Source organism: Ruegeria sp. O6, from assembly GCF_056535045.1.
Window position 1 is genome coordinate 561,551 of sequence record NZ_JBQERM010000001.1, and the last position, 22,999, is coordinate 584,549.

The window sequence follows — 22,999 nt, forward strand, 5'->3', positions numbered from 1 at the left end:
CAATGGAACCCTCACCTTCTATGTTCGACGGCGCATTCTGGGTTACGACCGGCGCTATCCTGTTCCTGCTTATCCTGTCCGGATTTTTCTCGGGCTCGGAAACGGCGCTGACCGCCTCGTCAAGGGGGAAACTACGCGTTCAGGCCGACAAGGGATCGCGCGGGGCTAAAAAGGCGCTGGAAATAACCGACGACAACGAACGTCTGATCGGGTCGGTTCTGCTGGGCAACAACCTCGTCAACATTCTGGCCGCGTCACTGGCGACGGCGTTGTTCACACGTCTTTTCGGTGAAAGCGGCGTGGCATTGGCAACGCTGGTCATGACCTTTCTGGTGTTGATCTTTGCCGAAGTGCTGCCCAAGACATACGCCATCACCAATTCCGAAAAGGCCGCTGCGGCCGTTGCGCCGATCATTAGCGTGGTCGTGACAGTGTTTTCGCCTGTTGTCGCGGCCGTACGTTTGTTAGTGCGTGGCGTATTGCGCCTGTTCGGAGTTCAGATCGATCCTGACAGCAACATTCTGGCCGTGCGCGAAGAAATCGCAGGCGCCCTGCAACTGGGCCATTCGGAAGGGGTTGTCGAAAAAGAAGATCGCGACCGCATCCTCGGCGCACTGGATCTGGGCGACCGCACGGTGGAAGAGATCATGCTCCACCGTTCCAACATCGAAATGATCGATGCGAACGCCCCACCCGAAGCTATCCTAAGGCAATGCCTTGAAAGCCCTCACACTCGTCTGCCTGTTTTCAGGGACGAGCAGGAGAACATAGTTGGCGTTGTTCACGCCAAGGACTTGTTCCGCGCGATGTATGCACAGGCTGGCAGCAGCGATGGCGGCACCGACCGGCTGGCCAGCTTCGACATCGGCAAGGTCGCAAATGCCCCCTATTTCGTTCCGGAGACCACAACTCTGGATGACCAGATGCGCGAGTTTCTGCGAATGCACGGTCACTTTGCGCTGGTGGTGGACGAATACGGCTCATTGCGTGGACTGATCACGCTTGAGGATATTCTGGAAGAAATCGTGGGCGAAATCGCCGATGAGTTCGATATCGCCGAAGAGGTGCCGGTCGTGCGGACGGATGATGGCCAATTCCTTGTCGAAGGTGCTATGACCATTCGCGATGTCAATCGTGCGCTGGACTGGTCGCTACCGGATGAAGAAGCCAACACTCTTGCTGGTCTGGTCATCCACGAAGCCCAGATGATCCCGGTTGTTGGGCAAGTGTTCTCGTTCCATGGCTTCCGGTTCGAGGTTACAGCACGCGAAGGCAATCGTATCACAGCCCTGAAAGTGCGGCCCTTATAGGGTTTGGACGCTAGACAAAAACGACGCGCTCTGTCGCTCGTTTGACAGAATGCTTTGCCATTGATCTGCACCGTCCTACCAGAAAAGGAGGAGCGGATGAAAAACACATGCCAGGTGGTCGTCATTGGTGGCGGTGTGGTCGGATGTTCGGTTCTTTATCACCTGACCAAGCTCGGGTGGTCGGACGTCATGTTGCTGGAACGGTCCGAACTGACCAGCGGATCGACCTGGCATGCGGCAGGCGGGTTTCACACCCTCAACGGCGACACCAACATGGCGGCGCTACAGGGATACACGATCAGGCTGTATAAAGAACTGGAACAGATCACCGGCATGTCCTGTGGCCTGCACCACGTGGGCGGTGTGACACTTGCCGACAATCAGGACCGGTTTGATATGCTGCTGGCGGAACGCGCCAAGCATCGGTTCATGGGGCTTGAAACAGAAATCGTCGGCCCGGAAGAAATCAAAAAGATCGCGCCCATTACAAATATCGACGGAATTATCGGTGCTCTTTATGATCCGCTGGATGGACATTTGGACCCCTCAGGCACCACCCATGCCTATGCCAAGGCCGCGCGAATGGGCGGTGCCACAATTGAAACCCATTGTATGGTGCGTGAAACCAACCAGCGCCCCGATGGAAGCTGGGATGTCGTCACCGACAAGGGCACAATCCATGCCGAACACATTGTTAATGCAGGCGGGCTTTGGGCACGTGAAGTTGGCGCCATGGCCGGTGTCTATTTTCCCCTGCACCCGATGGAGCATCAATATCTTGTCACCGACGCGATCCCACAGATCGAAGCAATTATCGATGCGGGTGGCGAGCATCCGCATGTCATGGATCCGGCAGGTGAAAGCTATTTAAGGCAGGAAGGGCGTGGCCTGTGCATCGGGTTCTACGAACAGAACTGCAAGCCCTGGGCAGTAGACGGCACCCCGTGGGATTTCGGGCACGAGTTGCTGCCCGATGACTATGACAAGATCACCGACAGTATCGAATTCGCGTATCGCCGCTTTCCTGTGCTGGCTGAGGCTGGAATAAAATCGGTGATCCATGGGCCGTTTACCTTTGCCCCTGATGGCAACCCGCTGGTCGGCCCTGTACCCGGACTGCGCAACTACTGGTCGGCCTGCGGTGTTATGGCCGGGTTCAGTCAGGGTGGCGGCGTTGGCCTGACGCTGGCGCAGTGGATGATCGAAGGCGAGCCCGAGCGCGATGTGTTTGCCATGGATGTTGCCCGCTTCGGCGACTGGATCAGCCCAGGTTATACCCGCCCCAAAGTCATCGAGAATTATCAGAAACGCTTCAGCGTAGCCTATCCGAACGAAGAACTGCCCGCTGCACGCCCCAACCGCACGACACCAATGTATGACATCTTCAGCGATCTTGGCGCGGTCTGGGGGCAGCAATACGGCCTTGAGGTGCCAAACTATTTTGCGCAGGAAGATGAGCCGGGATTTGAAACTCCATCCTTCCGCCGCTCGAACGCGTTCGCGGCGACTGGGCGCGAAGTGCGGGCAGTGCGTGAAGCTGTGGGTATCAACGAAGTCCACAATTTCGGCAAATACCGCATCACCGGACCCGATGCTCGGAACTGGCTGGACCGGATCATGGCTGGCCGCGTTCCGAAACCCGGTCGGCTGTCTTTGGCCCCGATGCTGTCGCACAAGGGCAAGCTAATCGGTGATTTCACCGTTTCCTGCCTGACTGACACTGAGTTCCAGCTTACAGCGTCTTATGGCAGTCAGGCCTTCCACATGCGGTGGTTCCAGCAAAACGCTCAGGACGGCGTGAGGATTGAAAACGTCAGCGACCGGTTGAACGGCTTCCAGATTGCCGGCCCGAAGGCAACGCAGGTTCTGGCGGCCTGCACCCGAGACGACTTGGCCGATTTCAACTTCCTGAACGTGCGCCGGATGACTGTCGGCATGACCGACTGTATCGTTCAGCGTGTCAGCTATACGGGTGATCTTGGTTATGAAATCTATTGCGACCCCTTAGCGCAGCGTCAGATTTGGTGGACGCTGTGGGAGGCTGGACAACCCCACGGCATTGTTCCGTTCGGAATGCGCGCAATGATGAGCCTGCGGCTGGACAAGTTCTTTGGCTCTTGGATGCGGGAATATTCGCCAGATTACACCGCCGCAGAAACGGGGTTGGACCGGTTCATTGCTTTCAGCAAAAACACCCGTTTCATCGGCCACGATACAGCGGAATTAGAACGGGCCAATGGAACCACCCGCCAGTTGGCAGCCTTCGAGGTTGATACGGACGATGCAGACGTCAACGCCTATGAACCGATCTGGTTGGATGGCGCGGTTGTTGGGTTCTGTACCTCGGGCGGCTACTCTCATTTTGCGCAAAAATCCGTCGCCATGGGTTTTCTGCCGTCCGGGCGTATAGAAGATGGTCTGGAGGTTGAAATCGAGATTCTGGGGCAGATGCGCAAAGCGAAGGTTATCTCGACACCTTTGTTTGACCCAGATGGCACACGCATGAGGGGATGACAGCACACATGACTGACGGCAGTGTGGCTCAGTGACCGAAATCCCAATCATCCTGCTTGCCGCCGGTCAATCCAGTCGTATGGGCGGGTTGGACAAGCTTTTGCAGCAAATCGACGGCATTCCACTGCTGACCCGTACGGCGATCCTTGCGCGTGGTGTGGCGCCTGTCCTTGTCGCCCTGCCACCGCGTCCACACCCAAGATATGATGCACTTGCGGGACTGGATGTTCAGACCGTTCCGGTTCCGGACGCGGCAGAGGGAATGAACGCCAGTTTGCGCACCGCCATAGAATACCTTCCTGTAGACGCACCCGCAGTCATGGTTTTGCTGGCCGACTTACCTGACCTGACCCAGGCTGATCTGAGAACGATCTTGAATGCACGTCAATTACATCCCGACAATGTAATCTGGCGCGGAACAACCGCAGATGGAAAGCCCGGGCACCCGGTGATCTTCGATCGGACGCTTTTCAGTCAGCTCTTGGCATTGCACGGCGATCACGGCGCGCAGACGGTGGTTCGGTCACAACAGGGTGGCGTATTCCTGCAACCCCTTCCCGGTCAAAACGCGGTTATGGATTTGGATACGCCGGAAGATTGGGATGCTTGGTGCAAGAAGCGCACTTCTTGAATAAACACGGCCCGGTCGATATCGACCGGGCCGGTGCCCAATACAGGACTACCACTTTCCACAACTCCAAAAGTTTGACCAATAGGTCTTAAAGACACTCTGGTTCCCTAGCAGCTAAACCTAAACAAGACCCCCTCGTTAACACGCCGCTAAAACTTCCGGTAACTGAGTTAGCCGCCAGCGCCCCCTAGCGCTTTTGGCTTCCCCTCACTTGGGCAATTTCATCCTCACTTATCCGATCCTTAGAAACAACGTAAAATTGGAAGAATAGGTTAATTTCGCGCACCTCGATTTGGCTTTTAGGCAACATAGCCCCAGGGCTTGTTCAACCTATAGGCGATCCAAGTCCGGTGCGCATATCAACGATTCGGGATTAAGCGCAAACTTATGCACCCATTCAGCTGCCTGTCAGCAAAGTTACAGCGTCAAGTCCGATGACTCCCGGACTCGCCCACAACCATTGGAAGAGCAGCATTTTTCCCCACTGTTCAGTGAAAGCATTGTCAACAAAACAATGAAAATTCAACTTTTTTGAAAGTTTGACGTCTGTTTTGGCAACAATCCTCCGATTCGCCTTCGACCTACCCGGTTAAATAAGCGAATCCTGATCAACGTCCTTCGCCACAAAACACCCGCTTTGTGGCAAAATTAAGATTTATTAATTGATCAGTCAGGAAACCCCAATCCTGCCAGTGCATCTCATGTCTCAACGCGCAACGGAAATTGCGTGATCAAACCAGGAGACAGAAATGAGCATCCGAAAATCTTCGCTTTTACTTCCCCGCACATCCAACTGGATCGGGGTCAGCGCATTGGGCGCAGCCATGCTGGCCACAACCGCTTTACCTTCGATGGCGGATGAGGCGCTTGCCGATCTTGTCGAATCCGTTTCCCCTTCGGTTGTAACCATCATTGCCGAACAAAAGGCCGCCCCAAGCCCCGCACAGGGGCAGAATTTTGATTTCGACGGTCATCCGTTTGGGGAATTCTTCAAGCGCTTTGGTGGGCCTGAAGGGTTCAACATGCCTCAACGCGGGCCGGCACAAGGGCTCGGGTCAGGGTTTGTACTGGATGAAGCCGGTTATATCGTCACCAATCACCATGTGGTGGACAATGCCGCGACTGTAATCGTTCGCCTAAGTGATGACCGGACATTTGAGGCCGAGGTAGTTGGCACCGACCCGCTGACAGACATCGCAGTCTTGAAGATCGATGCAGGCCCGGGTCTGCAAGCTGTCGAACTGGGTGACAGCGATGCAATCCGCGTAGGCGAAGATGTCGTAGCGATCGGCAACCCGTTTGGTTTGAGCTCGACGGTCACTACCGGCATTGTGTCGGCTAAAGGTCGCAATATCTCGGACGGGCCTTATGCCGAGTTCATTCAAACGGACGCCGCCATCAACAAGGGCAACTCTGGTGGCCCGCTTTTCAACATGGACGGCGACGTGATTGGTGTAAACTCGGCCATATATTCCCCCAGTGGCGGATCTGTCGGGCTGGGATTTGCCGTAACCTCGAACATCGTTGAGCATATTGCGGCCGATCTGCAGGATGACGGGCAGGTCAGCCGTGGGTGGCTGGGTGTATCTATCCAGAATATCAGCCCGCAGCTTGCGGCGGCACTGGGAATTGATGCCTCCTCGGGCGCACTGGTGGCAGATGTTGTCGCCGACAGCCCTGCAGATGGCGTTCTGGAGCAAGGCGATGTTATCCTGTCCTTCAACGGCGAAGCCGTAGACACCAGTGGTGACCTGCCCATTCTGGTGGGCACAACCAAGGTCGGCACCGCCAGTAATTTGACCATTCTGCGCGATGGCAAACAGGAAACGGTCACTTTGACCGTTGGCCAGCATCAGGCAGCGGCGGCTCAGTCCGACACCCCTGTCGAATCCGAGGCGGCAGGCTCGTCGCTTGGTGTCACCGTGGCCCCCCTGACCGAAACGGTGCGGGCCGAGGCAGGTATCGCTAAAGCCGTCGAAGGTGTGGTCGTCACAGACCTGCAACCGGACAGCCCTGCGGCTCGGGCGGGTCTGCAACGTGGTGACGTGATCGTGAAACTGGGCAACCAAGACACGTTCACACCCGAAGCGCTGAAGGCGGCACTGGACAGCGAAAAGACGGACCCGGCACTGGTATTGATCAATCGGGCCGGCAGCCAGATCTTCGTTGCCGTCGAACTGGTCTGACCAACACTATGCGCGCGCCGCTTGATGGGGAGATCCGGCGCGCGCCTCACCCGGCGGACCTGAGTTGTCCGCTGTCCGTCGGGCTTGCCGGGTGCGTGCCCAGCACCCGGCAAGATATTCTGCATTCCATGGGCTTTGTTTGGATAATGTGTTTAAATCCCAAGGGAAAAGGAGCCAGATCATGAGCCGCCGTCTGTTGATCGTCGAAGATGACACTGACACCAGGGATTTCATTGCCAAAGGGTTTGGCGAAGAAGGCTATGTGGTCGAAACGGCTGCTGATGGCCGCGAGGGATTGTACCACGCAACGGATGGCGGGTTTGACGCCATTGTGCTGGACAGGATGCTTCCCGGTCTGGACGGGCTGTCCCTGATCAAATCCCTGCGTGCAGCAGGGCTGAAAACACCGGTCTTGATGTTGACGGCCATGAGCGCAGTGGACGAGCGCGTCAAAGGATTGCGATCAGGCGCCGACGATTATCTGGTCAAGCCCTTCTCGTTTCAGGAACTTCATGCACGGATCGAAGCCCTGTTACGACGTCCGCAAGAATCCGAGGAAACGCCGACTCTGACCTGCAAGGATCTTGAAATGGATCTTCTGACCCGCAAGGTTACGCGGGACGGCCATGAGATCACGCTGACGCCCCGTGAATTCCAGATTCTTGAATTCTTCCTGCGCCGCAAGAACCGTGTCGTGTCGCGTACCATGCTGCTTGAGGGCGTCTGGGATTATCATTTCGACCCGAACACCAACGTTGTGGATGTTCACATCTCAAAGCTGCGCCGCCAGTTGGATGAAGGCGGAGACACACCTTTGATTGAAACTGTTCGCGGAGCAGGTTACATGATGTCCGATGGATAACCTTCGGCTTTCCCTTAATAATTCACGAACAAGACTTGTCGCCACCAGCATGGTGCTAAGCACGTTCCTGACCGCGTCCGTGCTGGCATTGGTCTATGTGACGGCCAACAGAAGCATCGAATCCGAGACCCGATCAGTCGTGTCCGCCGAACTGACCGGGCTTGCAGATGAATATGAACGGCGCGGGCTGATCGGGCTGATCACAGCGATCGAACGCCGTCTTCCAAGCGCACCCGACCGAGACGCGCTGTATCTTCTGGCGGATCGGCAAGGCGTCAAGCTTGTGGGTAACCTGAAAACCTGGCCGGTCAATGTGACCGCCGGAAGCGGTTGGGTCGACCTTGAGTTGCGCAGGGCTGACAATGACCAACTGGTGCCTATCTCGGCGGCATCGATCCGCCTGCCCGGTGGCGAACGCCTTTTGGTGGGACGGGATGCGGCGGCCCGTCAACAATTCGACCGAGTGTTGTTCCGATCTCTGGCACTGGCGCTAGGGATAGCATTTGTTCTGAGCGTGATCACCGGCTGGCTATTCACACGCCTGGTGTTTTCACGCCTGTCGGACATTGCAAGCACAGCCGAAAACATCGTTTCCGGCGATCTTTCCAAAAGGATGCCCCTGCGCGGAACCGGAGATGAATTTGATCAGGTCTCTGGAACGCTGAACAACATGCTCGACAGGACCGAAGAGCTGGTCAGTAATCTGCGCACCACCTCAAACTCTATCGCACATGATTTGCGCTCTCCTTTGTCCCGTCTTCGTCAACGGGTCGAATCCCTTTCCGAGCCCGGCAAAAGCGATCTGGACCGCGAAATCGACATTGCGCGGGCAACGGGAGAAATCGACCATGTTTTGCGGGTCTTGGGACAGCTTACCGAAATTTCGCGGGCCGAGGCTGGTCTGGGTCGCGAACAATTCGAAGACATTGATTTGCAGCAACTGGTTGGCGATGTCGTAGAGCTTTACGATCCGGTGGCCGCGGATCAGGACATCCGTCTTGAGGTTATAGGCTCTGCCCCCGCAATTCAGGGGCACCGGCCCCTCCTCTCGCAGGCTCTTTCCAATCTGCTGGAAAACGCTATGCGCTACGCACCGGCAAATACCACAATCACGATCTCAATCGGTACCGAGGACGGATTTGCCCAATTGCAGGTTCGGGACCGTGGTCCGGGTGTTCCGCCCGGAGAGTTGGATCGCCTTCAGCTTCCGTTCGTCACGCTTGATCCGGCGCGCACGGAACGCAATGCGGGATTGGGGCTCGCGCTGGTTGCCGCGATTTCTCATATGCATGGCGGGACATTCGCAGCCCGAAACTGCAACCCAGGTTTGGAAACCACGATCAATCTGGCAATTCAGAGTTAACCCGGCAGTCCGTTTACCGCCAATATCATGTTTTTATAACGTTTATCCTCGGTGACATCCGCACCGAACCAATCCGGTGGGACATAGGCATTTGCGGCTTCACTGGTATGGAATTCAACTTCAACCAAACACAGGGGTTCCAGGCCGCCTGAGAAAACATCCAGCTCGAACTGGTGGCCGTCCGGCATTTGATCCGTGTAACGTACCTTCTCGACCCGGCGTCCTCGAGTTTCCGGCCAGAAGGTTTCAAACTGGTCCCGGGTTATCTCTGTCTCACGCTCAACACGTACAAGATCACCGCCTCCTTTTAAGGTCAGGAAAAACACATCGTTCTTTTGCCGCAGACGCAATTCGGTCGAGTCCTCCGGCGCGGTGAGGTACCCCTGACGCACCACTGCTTTTTCTGCACGGCTCAAGTCCGGTAAATTTGCCACCAGAAACTTGCGCTCTATTTCTGTGCTCATCGGAGCGCCCCCACTCAATCTTCCAGCTTATCAAACAGCACCCGATATGCCGTACCAGCCGCGCCGCGATCTGCGTAAGTATTGGCAAAGGCCCGATGCTGCGCCATTGAAAAGAACGCCCGCAGCTTATCTGATGCATATTGTGTTTGTCGAAAATGCTAACCGGTTGACCAAATAACCGCTCGGTCAAGGTTGTGCGACTGACGGGAACAACGATCTCATCGGCGGCTCGAAAACAGACCCCAGACGCACCCCCAGAATCGCGATTGCACAGCAAAACCTGCCGACCGGTTTGCACACAGACATAGGCAAGGTTCACGGAAGTCTCGGTTTGTCCAACACCGCCCTTATTGCAGTAAAAGGCAATGATTTTCATTCCTTACTCCTTTTTGTGGTGAAACAGACTGCGGAACATGTGCCGGATTTCTTGCCCGTCAAACTGATGGAAACTTGCGACAACGCGCTTTCTTTCCGTCTTTTGGTGTTGATCAAGCACAGCGATTAGGCCGCCCACGGACAAACCGATCTGCGCGTCCACGCGGCCTTGCGTATCGGCGCGAGACGCAACAAAGGTCATCAACGCATCTTGCTGAACAGAATAGTCGTTGAACAAACCAAGACTATCCTGAAGTTTTTTCAATGGCTTAAGGATCATTTTCAAACCATTCCAATCGAATAATGGGGCAAACAATTCCATCAGATATCTTAGTTTTTTGCATTCGATACGAAGGTCATGCACCGTCCTGTCTGGTTTATCGTCGCTTATGCCGCGCGCCAGTTTGCACACCTTGCGATAGCGCTTCCAGATCAGCGCGCAGGCATAGTCATACGCACCGAGATGCGCGTTTGGCCCAAGGTCCAAGTGATCTGAACCTGCGAACATTGCGGTCAGGTCGGTCATGGACGTCGTGTAGTCGGCGCTGCGCAACCAGCGTGACAGGCGCAGTTGCTCTTGTGTACGATCCGTTTGAAACTGATCAAACATCTCGGACAGTCCTGAGTGAAGGTTCGGCGGGATAAGATTGAAATACTTGTCTTTTTCCAGAAGGTAGACATCCAAATCACGCAGAGGTCCGGTACGGGTCATGAGGTCGGAAAAGACCCGCTTCAGCTCGGCCGTCTGGGCCTCGGACAACACACCCTTGAACAGGCTGATCACTGACCTGATCTTGCGCAACGATACCCGGTAATCGTGCAAAAACTCAGTGTCGATATCAGCGATCACACCCTCTTCGTTTTGCCGCGCAACTCGCAGATATGTTTGAATGATTTTTGCAGCGACTTCGATGGAAGGTTCTGCTTGACCAATCTTCAATTCAGGCTTGGCCTGATAGGGAACCATGTCTGGAACCAGGCTGGAATAGAGCGTTTCAATATCATGAACACCGCCCGTAATGCTGGCGAGAGCAGAGCAGACCAACTGATAAGCCTTCTTGTACCCACGCAACTGCTGAATTCGTACAATGGTCGCCTGCCCTGATTGCGTTGACATGTACGTTAAAGTTCCCCTGACTTGAATCTTTTGCTGATCATCAAGCACGGTAATGGTCTTTGCCTTGATCTCCCCAACACCGATCTGCGTCAGCGCCCGCAGTTCAGGAAAGTCGCTCAGCGCCTTCTGAACCGGCCCTTCTGGCAAGTCCCGCGCAAACCGCAGATGCCCCGAGTATTGCTGAGACAAAGGGCCGTGATCCTTCCGCAGCAGGTGCAACATCCCGCCAGTATGGATTAAAGCACGACCGGAGGCGCGCAATGACTGATCGTGACAATCGAGCAATGCGAAAGCTGCGACGGAGCTATCGGGTGAAGCTTTTCGGGAAAACCCGGCAATGGCATGTGCCAGAGCCGTTTCGTCAATCTTCGCTGGGAAAATGAACTGATCGCCTGACGATCTGGTCATGATAGGCCTTTCCAGTTCAAATTCAGAAACCCCTTTACAGGTTTCTCAACGGTCATTTGCGCGCCCGCCCCTTTGTTTAGTGGGCTGCCCCAACGCCATTCTGGGTTTTCTTGTTCAGTCTCGGCGGAACCCGAAAGGACATCAAGGCATTATGACTGCGACCGAGTGTATTCACGGGGTGACAGGCCCCGGGCGCCGAAGTAAGACACCGCTATGAGCGAACCAGTATCTTCAATCCGAAACCTTGGCCCCGCCTTTGAACAGGCCTGCGCCCGCGCTGGTATTCATTCGGCTGAGGCGCTGCGTGAACTGGGGCCGGACGAAGCCTATGCTCGCCTGTTGCGCGCCGGCACCAGGGCGCATTTCATCGGATATTACGTTCTGGTGATGGGATTGCAGGGCCGGCCGTGGAACGACTGCAAGGGTGACGAGAAAAAAGCCCTGCGCGAAAGGTTCGACACAATCAAAGCCGGTAACGGGGCGGCTCCGGAAAACCAGATGATTGCAGATCTGGACGCCATCGGGGTTCGTGTTGCACCAAAGGACCTAAAGCAGGTCTGAACGATTAAGGCCGCACCCAACCAAGGATGCGGCCCCAATCTGTCGGCAATGGCTGTGGCTTAGCCGACCAGCTCAATGCCCGAGAAGAAATATGAGATTTCAACCGCTGCGGTTTCCGGAGCGTCCGAACCGTGGACCGAGTTTTCACCGACCGATTCCGCGAATTCGGCGCGAATGGTGCCGGGGGCTGCGTCTGCAGGGTTGGTTGCGCCCATGACTTCACGGTTCTTTGCAATGGCACCTTCGCCTTCCAGAACCTGAACAACAACCGGAGCCGACGACATGAATTCGCACAGTTCGTCATAGAACGGACGTTCGGCATGAACGTCATAGAACTTGCCAGCCTGAGCTTTGGTCATGTGAATGCGCTTTTGCGCCACAATGCGCAGGCCAGCTTCTTCGAACTTGGCGTTGATCTTGCCGGTCAGGTTGCGGCGGGTTGCATCGGGTTTGATGATCGAGAATGTGCGTTCCAGTGCCATGTCGGCCTCTCCTTATAATGTGACGCGGGACCCGCGCCGAAATCCATCGCGCGCCGGGTATCACGGACTTTGGCCCATGAAAAGTGTAATGATGCCTTGCCCGTGGCTTTGCAATTCAGATTGTGTCCGGCAAAGGGTCGACGCGGTCCAGTCGACGGACGTAAAGCACCGCCAGTAAGCCAGCAAAGCTACACGCCCACATCATGCCCAGTACCAGATACGGCCCATTTTCGGGGCTAACGAACGCGCCGGTCATTGAGGTCAGAACAGCGCCCAAAGCCACGATCATTGCCCCCGACAGCCCTGCCGCGCTTCCTGCCAGTCCGGGGCGTACTGACATGACGCCAGCCGCGGCATTGGCATTGGTCAAACCGTTGCCAAAGCCGACACAGATTGCCGAGCCGAAGAAGACCCAAACCGATCCCAGATCAGCGAGAAACAGCATCAATCCACAAAACGGCCCGGTCGAGGCCACGATCCGCCCTGACAAGATCATTGTCGTCAGGCGCGTCCGGGCCGCAATCTGACCGGTGACAAAATTGCCAACCATGAACCCGCCGGTGATGATGCCAATCCCCAGCCCCAGCATTGCAGGGCTCAGGTCGAACCACGCTGCAGCAACCAGCGGCGCACCGGTGATAAAGCTGTAGAACCCTCCAATCGAAAACGCTGCGCATAAGGCATAGCCCCAGAACCTGCGGGCACGGAACAGATGGGGATACTCGCGCAGTTGGGCACCAAATGTGGACGAGCGGTTGGTGTTGGTCTCGCCCATGTCGAACCAAAGCAGCACCAGCAACCCTGCCCCAAGCAACGAGTACAGGACAAACCCCGAGCGCCAACCGAAAAGCATATCCAGCGCCCCACCCAACATCGGCCCAAGCATCGGGGCCAAAGCCATGGCCATCGCGACGTAACCGAGTTTGCTTGCCGCCTCATTCGGTGCGTAACGGTCTCTGATCGACGCGCTGGACAGGACCGAGCCCGCGACAACAGCAGCCTGAAGCAGACGGAAGCCAAGAAAAACCCAGATCGATCCAGCCAGCGTGCATCCGATCGACGCAAGGGCAAATATTGATATACAAATCAAAAGGATAGGCCTGCGACCAAAGCGATCCGATAAAGGGCCCATAATCAGTTGCAATACTGCCGAAACCGCCAGATACCCCGCGACCGACAGGTTCATCAGACCGTAATCCACAGCGAAATCTTCACTCATGTGTGCCAACGACGGCAGGAACATGTTGAGCGTCAGTACAGACAGCGCCGTGGCAAAGATCAACGTGATCAGGGATGGAGGAGTCCGGGCCGCGCGCATGTGGAAAACCGTTTCAAAAAGCAAACGAGACAGCGCTAACACATTGCTTGACACTTGAAAATGCCAAGCCGCTGGCGGCGGCATCACACCTCTGCTAAGAGCGCTCCATGTTACGGATCGAAGACATCACCTATGCCGTTGAAGGCCGCCCATTGTTTGATGGCGCCAGTGCAACCATACCAGACGGTCACAAGGTTGGCCTTGTGGGCCGGAATGGCACGGGAAAGACCACGCTTTTTCGCCTGATCCGCGGGGAACTGGCGCTGGAATCGGGCAATATTTCGGTCCCCAAGCGCGCCCGCATTGGCGGGGTCGCGCAAGAGGTCCCCTCGTCCAACGTTTCGCTGATCGACACTGTTCTGGCCGCTGATACCGAGCGCAGCGCCCTGATGGCCGAGGCTGGCAACGCAACAGATCCCACGCGAATTGCCGAAATCCAGACGCGGCTGGCCGATATCGACGCCTGGTCGGCCGAGGCCCGCGCGGCCTCGATCCTCAAGGGGTTGGGGTTTGACGACGCAGACCAGTTGCGCCCCTGCTCGGATTTCTCGGGCGGTTGGCGGATGCGCGTGGCCTTGGCGGCAGTTTTGTTCTCGCAACCGGATTTGTTGCTGTTGGACGAACCGACCAACTATCTGGATCTTGAAGGCGCGCTATGGCTGGAAAGCTATCTGGCAAAATACCCCCACACGGTCATTATCATCAGCCATGACCGGGGCTTGCTGAACCGTGCCGTAGGGTCGATCCTGCATCTGGAGGATCGCAAACTCACCTATTACGCCGTGCCTTATGACAAATTCGCCGAACGGCGGGCGGAACGTCTAGCGCAGGCGGAATCAGAGAATGCAAAGGCAAAGGCCCGCATCGCTCATTTGCAGAGCTTCGTGGATCGGTTTCGATATAAGGCATCCAAGGCCGTTCAGGCCCAATCGCGCCTGAAAATGATCGAACGCATCCAGTTGGTCTCAACCCCGCAAGAGGCCGCGCTGCGCGCGTTTTCCTTCCCCGAACCCGAGGAACTGTCGCCGCCGATCATCCAGATCGAAGGTGGTGTCACCGGCTATGGCGAGATCGAAGTACTGCGCCGCCTGAATCTGCGCATTGATCAGGATGACCGCATCGCGCTGCTGGGTAAGAACGGTCAGGGCAAATCTACCCTGTCCAAACTTCTGTCAGACCGCCTGCCCCTGATGGCTGGCAAGATGACCCGCAGCAACAAGCTGCGCATCGGGTATTTCGCTCAGCATCAGGTGGACGAGCTTTATGTGAACGAAACGCCACTGGACCACCTGCGCCGCCTGCGCCCGGACGAGGCACCAGGCAAGTGGCGCTCGCGTTTGGCGGGGTTCGGCCTGAACGCAGCTCAGGCGGAAACCGAGGTTGGCCGCCTGTCGGGTGGGCAAAAAGCACGCCTGTCACTGCTGCTGGCCACCATCGACGCACCGCATATGCTGATCCTCGATGAACCGACGAACCATCTGGATATCGAAAGCCGTGAGGCGCTGGTCGAAGCACTGACCGCCTATTCCGGCGCTGTCGTGCTGGTCAGCCACGACATGCACCTTCTGTCGCTTGTTGCCGATCGGTTGTGGCTGGTCTCGGACGGTACGGTCAAATCTTATGACGGTGACCTTGAATCCTACCGGGCCCTTTTGCTGGCGCGTGACAAGCCGGTGAAAGAAAAGCCGCAAACAGAGAAGCCCAAACGCGCCTCGCGCGATACCATGCTGGCATTGCGGGCGGACCTGCGCAAATGCGAGGACCGGGTCGAGAAACTGACAGAGATGCACGACAAGCTCGCGGCAAAACTGGCCGACCCGGCTTTATACGAGGACGACAAGATCAACGATCTGGAAACCTGGAACCGCAAATTCGCCGAGGTGGTCGAGGCCATGCAAAAAGCAGAAGCGCTTTGGATCGCCGCTGCCGAGCGACTGGAACAGGCAGAAACGGTATGAGCGATCCCGTTGTTGAAACCAAAGCGATGATCGCGGGAATGCACCCCGAAATTCAACCCTACGAATTCGCATTTGTGGTCTGGCCCGAAGATATGGACTGGCCCGACGGGACACGCGCCAGTTATGTCGAGGCCGAAGGTCTGTCTTTAATCGTTCCGTTCCATTGCGCACCAAAAGAGGCGGTTGCTATGCGTTGTATCACGCTTCAAGTGCACTCCTCGCTCGAAGGCGTGGGTCTGACCGCTGCGGTCTCAGGGGTGTTGGCACAGGCCGGAATTCCGGCGAACATGGTTGCGGGCTATCACCACGATCATGTTTATGTTCCCTCCGGACGGGCCGAAGACGCCCTAAAAATTTTGAAACATCTGCAACAGAGTAGCAAAGAGTGATTGACACCGCATTTCTGATCACCGCGTTCACAACGCTTTTCGTGGTTCTTGATCCACCGGCGCAAACGCCGATTTTTGTGGCCCTGACCCAGAACATGGATTGGCACACGCGCCGCTCTGTCGCTGTTCGCGCGTGCCTGACTGCTGGCGGCATTCTGGCGATGTTCGCGGCCTTCGGCGAAGCGCTGCTGGGATTTGTCGGCATCTCGATGGAGGCGTTTCGTGTTGCGGGGGGTGTTTTGCTGTTTCTGACCGCGCTCGACATGCTGTTTGAACGCCGGACCAAACGTCGTGAAAACAGCGCCGAAGAGGAAGAACATCCGGACCCGTCTGTGTTTCCACTGGGTATCCCACTGATTGCAGGGCCCGGTGCGATTGCCACTATGATCCTGCTGGCCGGTCAACATCCCGGCATTCAGGGCCTGGCCGTGGTCATCGGCGTTATGCTGGTCGTTCTGGCAATGGTTTTTGTGATGTATCTTACATCCGGGGCCGTGGCACGGCTTTTGGGGAAAACCGGGCTGAACGTGTTGACCCGGCTTCTTGGGATGCTGCTGGCTGCATTATCTGTTCAGTTTATTCTTGATGGCCTCAAGGCCTTTGGATTCGCATCTTAAGCCCCCATATTAACAAGGTTAAGGGGATTTCCGGGAACCGCATGGACAGTTTCGATATTGGACGCCTGATCTATCTGGCCCTGCTGGGGGCGGCGCTGCTGATGTGGTTTGTCACGCATAATCGGCAGTCGCTTGGCAAGACGTTTCAGCAGGTCATGGCATGGGTGTTCATTTTTGTCGGGGTCATTGCACTGGTCGGTCTGTGGGAGGATATTCGTTCCTCGGTCGCTCCCGCGCCGCAGATGAGTGTCACCGGTAACTCGGTTGAGGTTCCCCGCGCTTATGATGGCCATTATTACCTTCCGGTTCTGGTGAATGGTGAGCTGATCACCTTTCTTGTCGACACCGGTGCCAGCCAGATCGTGTTGAACGCGCGGGATGCCAAACGGGCAGGCATTGATCCCGATCAGCTGAACTATTTCGGGCGCGCCTTGACTGCAAACGGTGAGGTGCGTACCGCGCCGGTGCGGCTTGAGACCCTGACGATAGGACCCATTACGGATCAGAACGTTTCGGCCTGGGTCAACGAGGGCGAACTGGATAAGTCTCTTTTGGGGATGGAATATCTGCACCGTTTTTCAAGCATTCAGTTTGCGGATGGCAAGCTGATCCTGTCCCGTTGATGCTCCTCACCTCTTGAGAACAAAAGTGGAACATGATAGCTTGCGGGCATGTCTGCTCAGCTTCTTGGTCCCAAACCTGCACGTCAGATCCCGGGGATAAATCTCCATTCGCAGATCACCCTGCAACCGGGTCGCGTGCACGAGGCTTGCGGCCCCGCCCGACGCAGCTTTGCCATCTGGCTGGCCGGTCAGACACAGGGTCCCGTGCTGTGGATTTCCCCCGCGTGGGAGCCCGCCCAACTGAACCCCGACGGAATGATGGCCTTTGCTGATCCGGCGCGTTTTCTGTTCGTCCACCCCACCCGCGCCGAAGATCTGCTATGGTGTATTGAAGAGGCGCTGCGCAGCGGGGCCATCCCGCTGATCATAGGCGACCTGCCCGGCGCGCCGGGGCTGACGCCGGTGCGGCGGATGCATCTGGCCGCAGAACAAGGCGGTACGATGGGCCAAGCCCCGCTTGGCTTGCTGCTGACGCCCGGTGATGGCGGCGCACAAGGGGTTGAGACACGCTGGCACATGGCCGCCGCCCATCAGGGGGATGCCAGGCACTGGACCCTGACCCGCCGCCGCGCCCGCGCCCTGCCCCCGGTCAGCTGGCAGGCCACTCAGACTGCTGCCCGCACCGGTCTGCACCTGAAACGCATTGAAACAGAGGACATTCTGACGTGAAGCCGCAAGGATCACGCAAGATGTGACTCGCCAAACTCCGGATCGCACCCTAGCGTCGCCGCATGCGCCATCCGATCCATGACAGCCGCTATTCCTGGATTCGCCTTCTGATCACGCTCGCCATCGCAACTGTGGCGAATGTAGGGATGTGGGCGGTCATCGTGGTCATGCCTACTGTCGAAGCAGAATTCGGCGCCAGTCGCGCCGAAGCCTCGATGCCATATACGCTTACGATGATCGGATTTGCGCTGGGCAATATGTGGCTAGGACAACTGGTGGACCGGCTGGGCGTGACACGCGCCCTGATCGGCGCCGCTGTATTAAGCGCCTTCAGCTATCTATTGGCAACGCTGGCCCCGAATATAACACTACTATCTGCGGCGCATCTGCTGGTCGGGCTGGGAACGTCGATCGGGTTTGGCCCCTTGATCGCCGATATCTCGCACTGGTTCATGAAGCGGCGTGGGTTCGCCGTCGCATTGGTGGCCAGCGGAAACTATATCTCTGGCGCAATCTGGCCCACCCTGCTGTCCGGCATTCTGTTACGGGATGGCTGGCAACAGGTCTACCTGACATTGGCGCTATTGACGCTGCTGGTTGTCATCCCCCTGTCCTTGCTGTTGCGTCGTCAGGTCCCGGTCGAAGCACACAGCACAGCCGCGGCCACAGCCCGGATCAACGCGCGCACTGTCGGCGTTTCACCACGCGTGTTACAGTACATCCTTGGCCTGGCTGGTATTGGATGCTGCGTAGCGATGTCCATGCCACAGGTCCATATCGTGTCGTATTGCGTCGGGCTGGGATACGGCCCCGCAGTGGGGGCCGAAATGCTATCGCTGATGCTGCTAGGTGGCGTCGCCAGCCGTATTCTCTCGGGCCTGTTGGCCGACCGTCTGGGCGGCGTCATGACGCTCTTGATCGGCTCAGTCTTGCAGTGCATCGCCCTGTTCCTGTTCCTGCCATATGACGGGATGGTCTCACTTTATGTGATCAGCTTGCTGTTCGGTCTGGCACAGGGTGGCATCGTGCCCAGCTACGCTTTGGTTGTCCGTGAATACATGCCGCCGCAGGACGCCGGGGCGCGGGTCGGATTCGTCCTGATGATGACCATCCTTGGCATGGCGCTTGGCGGATGGATGTCAGGCTGGATTTACGATGTCACCGGAAGTTACCAACTGGCCTTCGTCAACGGAATTCTTTGGAACGGTTTGAACATTGCCATCGTTCTGATGTTGATCAAAAGATCCCGCCCCAGACGGGACACGGTCATGGCGTGACACACCTGACCCGCCGCTTGGTGCTTGCAGGGATGGTGGCTCTGCCTTTGGCCCGTACGGTGCAAGCCGCGTTGCAGCCATACATTTTGTCAACGAAAGCCACCGTGGTTGGTTTTACCTTTGATCTGTCAGGTATCCCTCAGACCGGATCAATGCCGATTCGGCAGGCGGACGTACAGATTGACATGCACCGCCTGCAAAACAGCCGGGTCACGGTGGTGCTGGATGTCAACAAGGCCAGAACACGCTTGCCCTTTGCCCGCATGCCGATGCTCGGCCCCGGTGTTTTGGGCGCCGAAACCTACCCGACAATTCAATTCGTATCGACTGACATTCAATTGGGGGCCGATGGGCGCATGTCGAATGGTGCTCGTGTCACGGGGGAACTGAGTATCCGAGATGTGACGCACCCCATAACTTTGGATGCCAACCTATACCGCCAGCCCGGAACAGCCGCGAACGACCTCAACCGCCTGTCCATAGGTTTGACCGGGACATTGAACCGGCACGATTTCGGTGCCTCGGGTTATCCCGATCTGGTAGGACAAAACGTCGGACTGGACATACGTGCCGAGATCATTCGTGCAACCTAATCGACAAAAAGCAAAAAACGACTGGATAAAGTCGAATAGTTGCGCGCATTGTCCGGTGACGCCGCCTATCTGAGAAAACCATGCGCACGATCATTTCATTTGCCGCCCTGTTTCTTTCGGTCATTCTGCTTCAGCTTTCAACGGGCGGCGTCGGGCCACTTGATGCCATTTCCGGGATCACCTTAAGCTTTTCGACCGAACAGATCGGTATGCTGGGTTCAGCGCATTTCCTTGGCTTTTTCATAGGTTGCTGGTGGGCGCCGCGTCTGATGGGCAGTGTCGGGCATTCCCGCGCATTTGCCGTATGCACAGCGCTGGGCGCGATGGGGTTGATCGGGCACACCCTGACAGACAATCCTTATGTATGGGCGGCGTTGCGCATCGCCTCGGGCACATGTGTGGCAGGTAGTTACACCGTCATCGAAGCCTGGCTGAATGCAAAAGTGACCAATGAGACACGTGGACGAGCCATGGGCACCTATCGCATCGTCGATATGGGTGCCTCGCTGAGTGCTCAGTTGATCATCGCCGTCCTGCCACCCGCCTCGTATGTTTCCTATAACCTCTTGGCGATCCTTTGCTGCGCCTCATTGCTGCCGCTGACACTGACACGCGCAAGTCAGCCGAAGACGCCCGACGCCCCGCGCCTGCGCCCGAAACTGGCATGGCACAGTTCGCCGTTGGCCGTTGCGGGCGTCATTGTTTCGGCACTCAGTTCAGCATCTTTCCGAATGGTCGGGCCCGTCTACGGTCAGGAAGTCGGGTTGGGAGTGGATCAAATCGCCTTCTTCCTCGCCTCTTTCGTTCTGGGCGGGGCGCTGGCGCAGTATCCGATGGGATGGCTCGCGGACAAATACGACCGGCGCTGGGTCTTGATCTGGCTTTCGGTCGCGGCGGTACTAAGCTGCGGGGTCACAATGGCGGCAAGCGACACGGGAACCGTCGGTGTCATGCTTGCAGCGGCGCTTTTTGGGTTCACGACATTCCCAATCTTTTCGGTGTCATCCGCACATGCCAACGATTTTGCGACAACCGAACAAAGGGTCGAGTTGTCTGCCGCCTTGATGTTCTGGTACGCGCTGGGGGCTATTGCGTCACCCTATATCACGTCAACACTGATCCAGGATTTTGGACCCAGCGCGCTGTTTGCATTTGTCGCGGTCGGCCACATATTCCTGATCGGCTTCGGCCTGGCCCGGATGCGGTCGCGTCCAACACCCGCGGAGAGAACCAATTACGTCTACGCACCGCGTACATCCTTTACGGTCGGAAGGTTGCTGAAACGCGCCCGCGAGGAATGAAAAGCGGACCCGCAGCCCTGCATTGCGCAGAGTCTGCGTATTGGCTGACCACAATCTGACCGGTTGACAACGGCCATCGGCGGCTGGGTCGCCCTATCAGGCGCGCGTTACAAATCAGAGTTATTCCAGTCATCTACGAAACCGGGCTTTTGCTGAGCGGTGACTTAGGTTAGACGAACGCGCAGTTAGATACGCGGAAACGGAATATGGCTCGGATTCTCATCACCTCGGCGATCCCTTACATCAATGGGATCAAGCATCTCGGCAATCTGATCGGCTCGCAACTGCCTGCCGACTTGTATGCACGCTACCAGCGTGGCCGGGGGAACGAGGTCATGTTCCTGTGTGCCACCGACGAACACGGCACCCCGGCCGAACTGGCCGCTGCCAAAGCTGGAAAGCCGGTGGCCGAGTATTGCGCGGGCATGTACGAAATTCAGGCCGACATCGCCAAGCGTTTTGGGATGAGCTTTGACCACTTTGGCCGCTCATCCAGCGAGCAGAACAAAAAGCTGACCCAACATTTCGCCGGGAAACTGGATGCGGCCGGGTTGATCCGCGAGGTCACGGAAAAGCAAATCTATTCCAACGCAGATGGTCGCTTTCTTCCCGACCGCTATATCGAGGGCACCTGCCCCAATTGCGGGTATGAGAACGCACGTGGCGACCAGTGTGAAAACTGCACCAAGCAGTTGGATCCGACCGACCTGATTGAACCGCGCTCGGCCATTTCGGGCTCCACCGATCTGGAAGTGCGTGAGACCAAGCACCTCTATCTGCGCCAATCGGCGATGAAGCATCAGCTGGATGCCTGGATTGACAGCAAAACTGACTGGCCGATCCTGACCACATCCATTGCCAAGAAATGGCTGCATGATGGCGACGGGCTGCAAGACCGGGGGATCACCCGCGATCTGGACTGGGGCGTTCCGGTCAAGAAAGGCGAACAGGACTGGCCCGGTATGGAAGGCAAGGTGTTCTATGTCTGGTTCGATGCGCCGATTGAATACATCGCCTGTGCCAAGGAATGGGCGGATTCGACCGGGAAACCCGATTCCGAGTGGGAACGCTGGTGGCGTACCGATAAGGGTGCGGACGATGTGCGATATGTCCAGTTCATGGGCAAGGACAACGTGCCGTTTCACACGCTTTCTTTCCCCGCCACTATTCTGGGGTCGGGCGAGCCGTGGAAAATGGTCGACCACCTGAAATCCTTCAACTACCTGAATTACGACGGCGGCCAGTTCTCGACCTCGCAGGGGCGTGGCGTTTTTATGGATCAGGCGCTCGAGATTCTGCCAGCCGACTACTGGCGGTGGTGGCTGCTGAGCCATGCGCCGGAAAGCAGCGACAGCGAGTTCACGTGGGAGAACTTCCAACAATCGGTGAACAAGGATCTGGCCGATGTTCTAGGCAACTTCGTCAGCCGCATCACCAAGTTCTGCCGCTCGAAATTCGGTGAGGTGGTGCCCGAAGGCGGTGACTTTGGCGAGCGTGAGAACGCTCTGATCGACGAACTCACCAAACGCGTCCGCGCTTACGAGGCGCATATGGAAGCAATGGATGTCCGCAAGTCGGCTCAGGAACTGCGTGCCATCTGGGTGGCTGGCAACGAATACCTGCAAGCAGCGGCACCGTGGTCAACCTTCAAGGAAGACCCCAAACAGGCCGCTGCACAAGTACGCCTGGGCCTGAACCTGATCCGGTTCTATGCCGTGCTCAGCGCGCCGTTCATCCCTGATACCTCGGCCAAGATGCTAAGCGCCATGAACACGCTCGACACCAGCTGGCCGGAAGACGTGGCCGCAGCGTTGAACGCGCTACCCGCGGGTCACGACTTTACCGTGCCAGACGTTCTGTTCGCCAAGATCACAGACGAACAGCGCGAAGAATGGCAGGCAAAATTCGCCGGTAAACGCGGCTGACCGCCCTGATATTCGAAAGCTCGAACGGGGGCCGTTGGCCCCTGTTTTCGTTCGGC

20 protein-coding genes and 1 pseudogene are annotated in these 22,999 nt (G+C 57.0%); 16 read left to right on the plus strand and 5 right to left on the minus strand.

Going from position 1 to position 22,999, the window contains the following annotated elements; translation table 11 throughout:
• Nucleotides 1-2 precede the first annotated feature (2 nt).
• The 6 genes from ACR0DY_RS02810 (at nucleotide 3) to ACR0DY_RS02835 (ending at nucleotide 8,866) form a co-directional block, all read left to right on the plus strand.
• Entirely contained in the window at nucleotides 3-1,310 is a 1,308-nt protein-coding gene (locus ACR0DY_RS02810; protein ID WP_480481235.1) for an HlyC/CorC family transporter, read from the plus strand.
• A gap of 96 nt (nucleotides 1,311-1,406) precedes the next feature.
• Nucleotides 1,407-3,824 (plus strand): GcvT family protein, encoded by a 2,418-nt coding sequence (locus ACR0DY_RS02815; protein ID WP_480897778.1) that lies wholly within the window; start codon nucleotides 1,407-1,409, stop codon nucleotides 3,822-3,824.
• 31 nt (nucleotides 3,825-3,855) lie between these two features.
• Nucleotides 3,856-4,455 carry a nucleotidyltransferase family protein gene (locus ACR0DY_RS02820; RefSeq protein WP_480485846.1) on the plus strand — a complete coding sequence of 200 codons (600 nt, stop codon included), beginning with the start codon at nucleotides 3,856-3,858 and terminating at the stop codon, nucleotides 4,453-4,455.
• 749 nt (nucleotides 4,456-5,204) lie between these two features.
• Complete coding sequence (locus tag ACR0DY_RS02825) at nucleotides 5,205-6,641, plus strand: Do family serine endopeptidase (protein ID WP_480897779.1); 1,437 nt, start codon at nucleotides 5,205-5,207, stop codon at nucleotides 6,639-6,641.
• 181 nt (nucleotides 6,642-6,822) lie between these two features.
• The gene (locus ACR0DY_RS02830) at nucleotides 6,823-7,503 is read left to right on the plus strand and encodes a response regulator transcription factor (RefSeq protein WP_480481243.1); all 681 of its coding nucleotides are present in this window, start codon (nucleotides 6,823-6,825) and stop codon (nucleotides 7,501-7,503) included.
• Complete coding sequence (locus ACR0DY_RS02835; protein WP_480481245.1) at nucleotides 7,496-8,866, plus strand: sensor histidine kinase; 1,371 nt, start codon at nucleotides 7,496-7,498, stop codon at nucleotides 8,864-8,866. Before ACR0DY_RS02830 ends, ACR0DY_RS02835 begins: the two co-directional genes overlap by 8 nt.
• Here ACR0DY_RS02835 and ACR0DY_RS02840 read toward each other — a convergent pair.
• The 3 genes and pseudogenes from ACR0DY_RS02840 to ACR0DY_RS02850 form a co-directional block, all read right to left on the minus strand.
• On the minus strand, nucleotides 8,863-9,330 hold the full coding sequence (locus ACR0DY_RS02840) for a CYTH domain-containing protein (RefSeq protein ID WP_480481247.1): 468 nt from the start codon (nucleotides 9,328-9,330) through the stop codon (nucleotides 8,863-8,865). The genes ACR0DY_RS02835 and ACR0DY_RS02840 overlap by 4 nt on opposite strands.
• 241 nt (nucleotides 9,331-9,571) lie before the next feature.
• Nucleotides 9,572-9,706: pseudogene (locus ACR0DY_RS02845) on the minus strand (AAA family ATPase); the annotation flags it as partial.
• A gap of 3 nt (nucleotides 9,707-9,709) precedes the next feature.
• Entirely contained in the window at nucleotides 9,710-10,969 is a 1,260-nt protein-coding gene (locus ACR0DY_RS02850) for a CHAD domain-containing protein (protein ID WP_480481251.1), read from the minus strand.
• 474 nt (nucleotides 10,970-11,443) lie between these two features.
• Between ACR0DY_RS02850 and ACR0DY_RS02855 the strand changes: the two genes are divergently transcribed.
• Entirely contained in the window at nucleotides 11,444-11,791 is a 348-nt protein-coding gene (locus tag ACR0DY_RS02855) for a TfoX/Sxy family protein (RefSeq protein WP_480481253.1), read from the plus strand.
• Nucleotides 11,792-11,850: 59 nt separating this feature from the next.
• On the opposite strand, the gene ndk is transcribed toward ACR0DY_RS02855, so the two are convergent.
• Together ndk and ACR0DY_RS02865 are read right to left on the minus strand one after the other, a co-directional pair.
• A complete protein-coding gene (ndk, locus tag ACR0DY_RS02860) occupies nucleotides 11,851-12,273 on the minus strand; it encodes a nucleoside-diphosphate kinase (protein ID WP_480481255.1) in 423 nt (140 codons plus the stop codon).
• Nucleotides 12,274-12,388: 115 nt separating this feature from the next.
• Nucleotides 12,389-13,591 carry a multidrug effflux MFS transporter gene (locus tag ACR0DY_RS02865; RefSeq protein WP_480545635.1) on the minus strand — a complete coding sequence of 401 codons (1,203 nt, stop codon included), beginning with the start codon at nucleotides 13,589-13,591 and terminating at the stop codon, nucleotides 12,389-12,391.
• Between the two features lie 107 nt (nucleotides 13,592-13,698).
• On the opposite strand from ACR0DY_RS02865, the gene ACR0DY_RS02870 reads away from it, so the two are divergent.
• The 9 genes from ACR0DY_RS02870 (at nucleotide 13,699) to metG (ending at nucleotide 22,943) form a co-directional block, all read left to right on the plus strand.
• A complete protein-coding gene (locus tag ACR0DY_RS02870) occupies nucleotides 13,699-15,549 on the plus strand; it encodes an ABC-F family ATP-binding cassette domain-containing protein (RefSeq protein WP_480545636.1) in 1,851 nt (616 codons plus the stop codon).
• The gene (locus ACR0DY_RS02875; RefSeq protein ID WP_480545637.1) at nucleotides 15,546-15,938 is read left to right on the plus strand and encodes an ACT domain-containing protein; all 393 of its coding nucleotides are present in this window, start codon (nucleotides 15,546-15,548) and stop codon (nucleotides 15,936-15,938) included. Before ACR0DY_RS02870 ends, ACR0DY_RS02875 begins: the two co-directional genes overlap by 4 nt.
• Entirely contained in the window at nucleotides 15,935-16,555 is a 621-nt protein-coding gene (locus ACR0DY_RS02880) for a MarC family protein (protein ID WP_480545638.1), read from the plus strand. The genes ACR0DY_RS02875 and ACR0DY_RS02880 overlap by 4 nt, the downstream gene beginning before the upstream one ends.
• A 41-nt stretch (nucleotides 16,556-16,596) precedes the next feature.
• Nucleotides 16,597-17,178, plus strand: coding sequence for a retropepsin-like aspartic protease family protein (locus ACR0DY_RS02885; protein ID WP_480481265.1), 582 nt, complete (start codon nucleotides 16,597-16,599; stop codon nucleotides 17,176-17,178).
• A gap of 48 nt (nucleotides 17,179-17,226) precedes the next feature.
• Complete coding sequence (locus tag ACR0DY_RS02890; protein WP_480481267.1) at nucleotides 17,227-17,847, plus strand: ImuA family protein; 621 nt, start codon at nucleotides 17,227-17,229, stop codon at nucleotides 17,845-17,847.
• Between the two features lie 62 nt (nucleotides 17,848-17,909).
• Nucleotides 17,910-19,124, plus strand: coding sequence for an MFS transporter (locus ACR0DY_RS02895; protein WP_480481269.1), 1,215 nt, complete (start codon nucleotides 17,910-17,912; stop codon nucleotides 19,122-19,124).
• Nucleotides 19,121-19,717, plus strand: a complete 597-nt coding sequence (locus ACR0DY_RS02900) for a YceI family protein (protein ID WP_480537682.1) — start codon at nucleotides 19,121-19,123, stop codon at nucleotides 19,715-19,717. Before ACR0DY_RS02895 ends, ACR0DY_RS02900 begins: the two co-directional genes overlap by 4 nt.
• Before the next feature lie 80 nt (nucleotides 19,718-19,797).
• On the plus strand, nucleotides 19,798-21,018 hold the full coding sequence (locus tag ACR0DY_RS02905) for an MFS transporter (protein ID WP_480481273.1): 1,221 nt from the start codon (nucleotides 19,798-19,800) through the stop codon (nucleotides 21,016-21,018).
• A 206-nt stretch (nucleotides 21,019-21,224) separates the two neighbouring features.
• Nucleotides 21,225-22,943: a methionine--tRNA ligase gene (gene metG / locus ACR0DY_RS02910; protein WP_480481275.1), complete on the plus strand. Its 1,719-nt coding sequence runs from the start codon at nucleotides 21,225-21,227 to the stop codon at nucleotides 22,941-22,943.
• Nucleotides 22,944-22,999 lie beyond the last annotated feature (56 nt).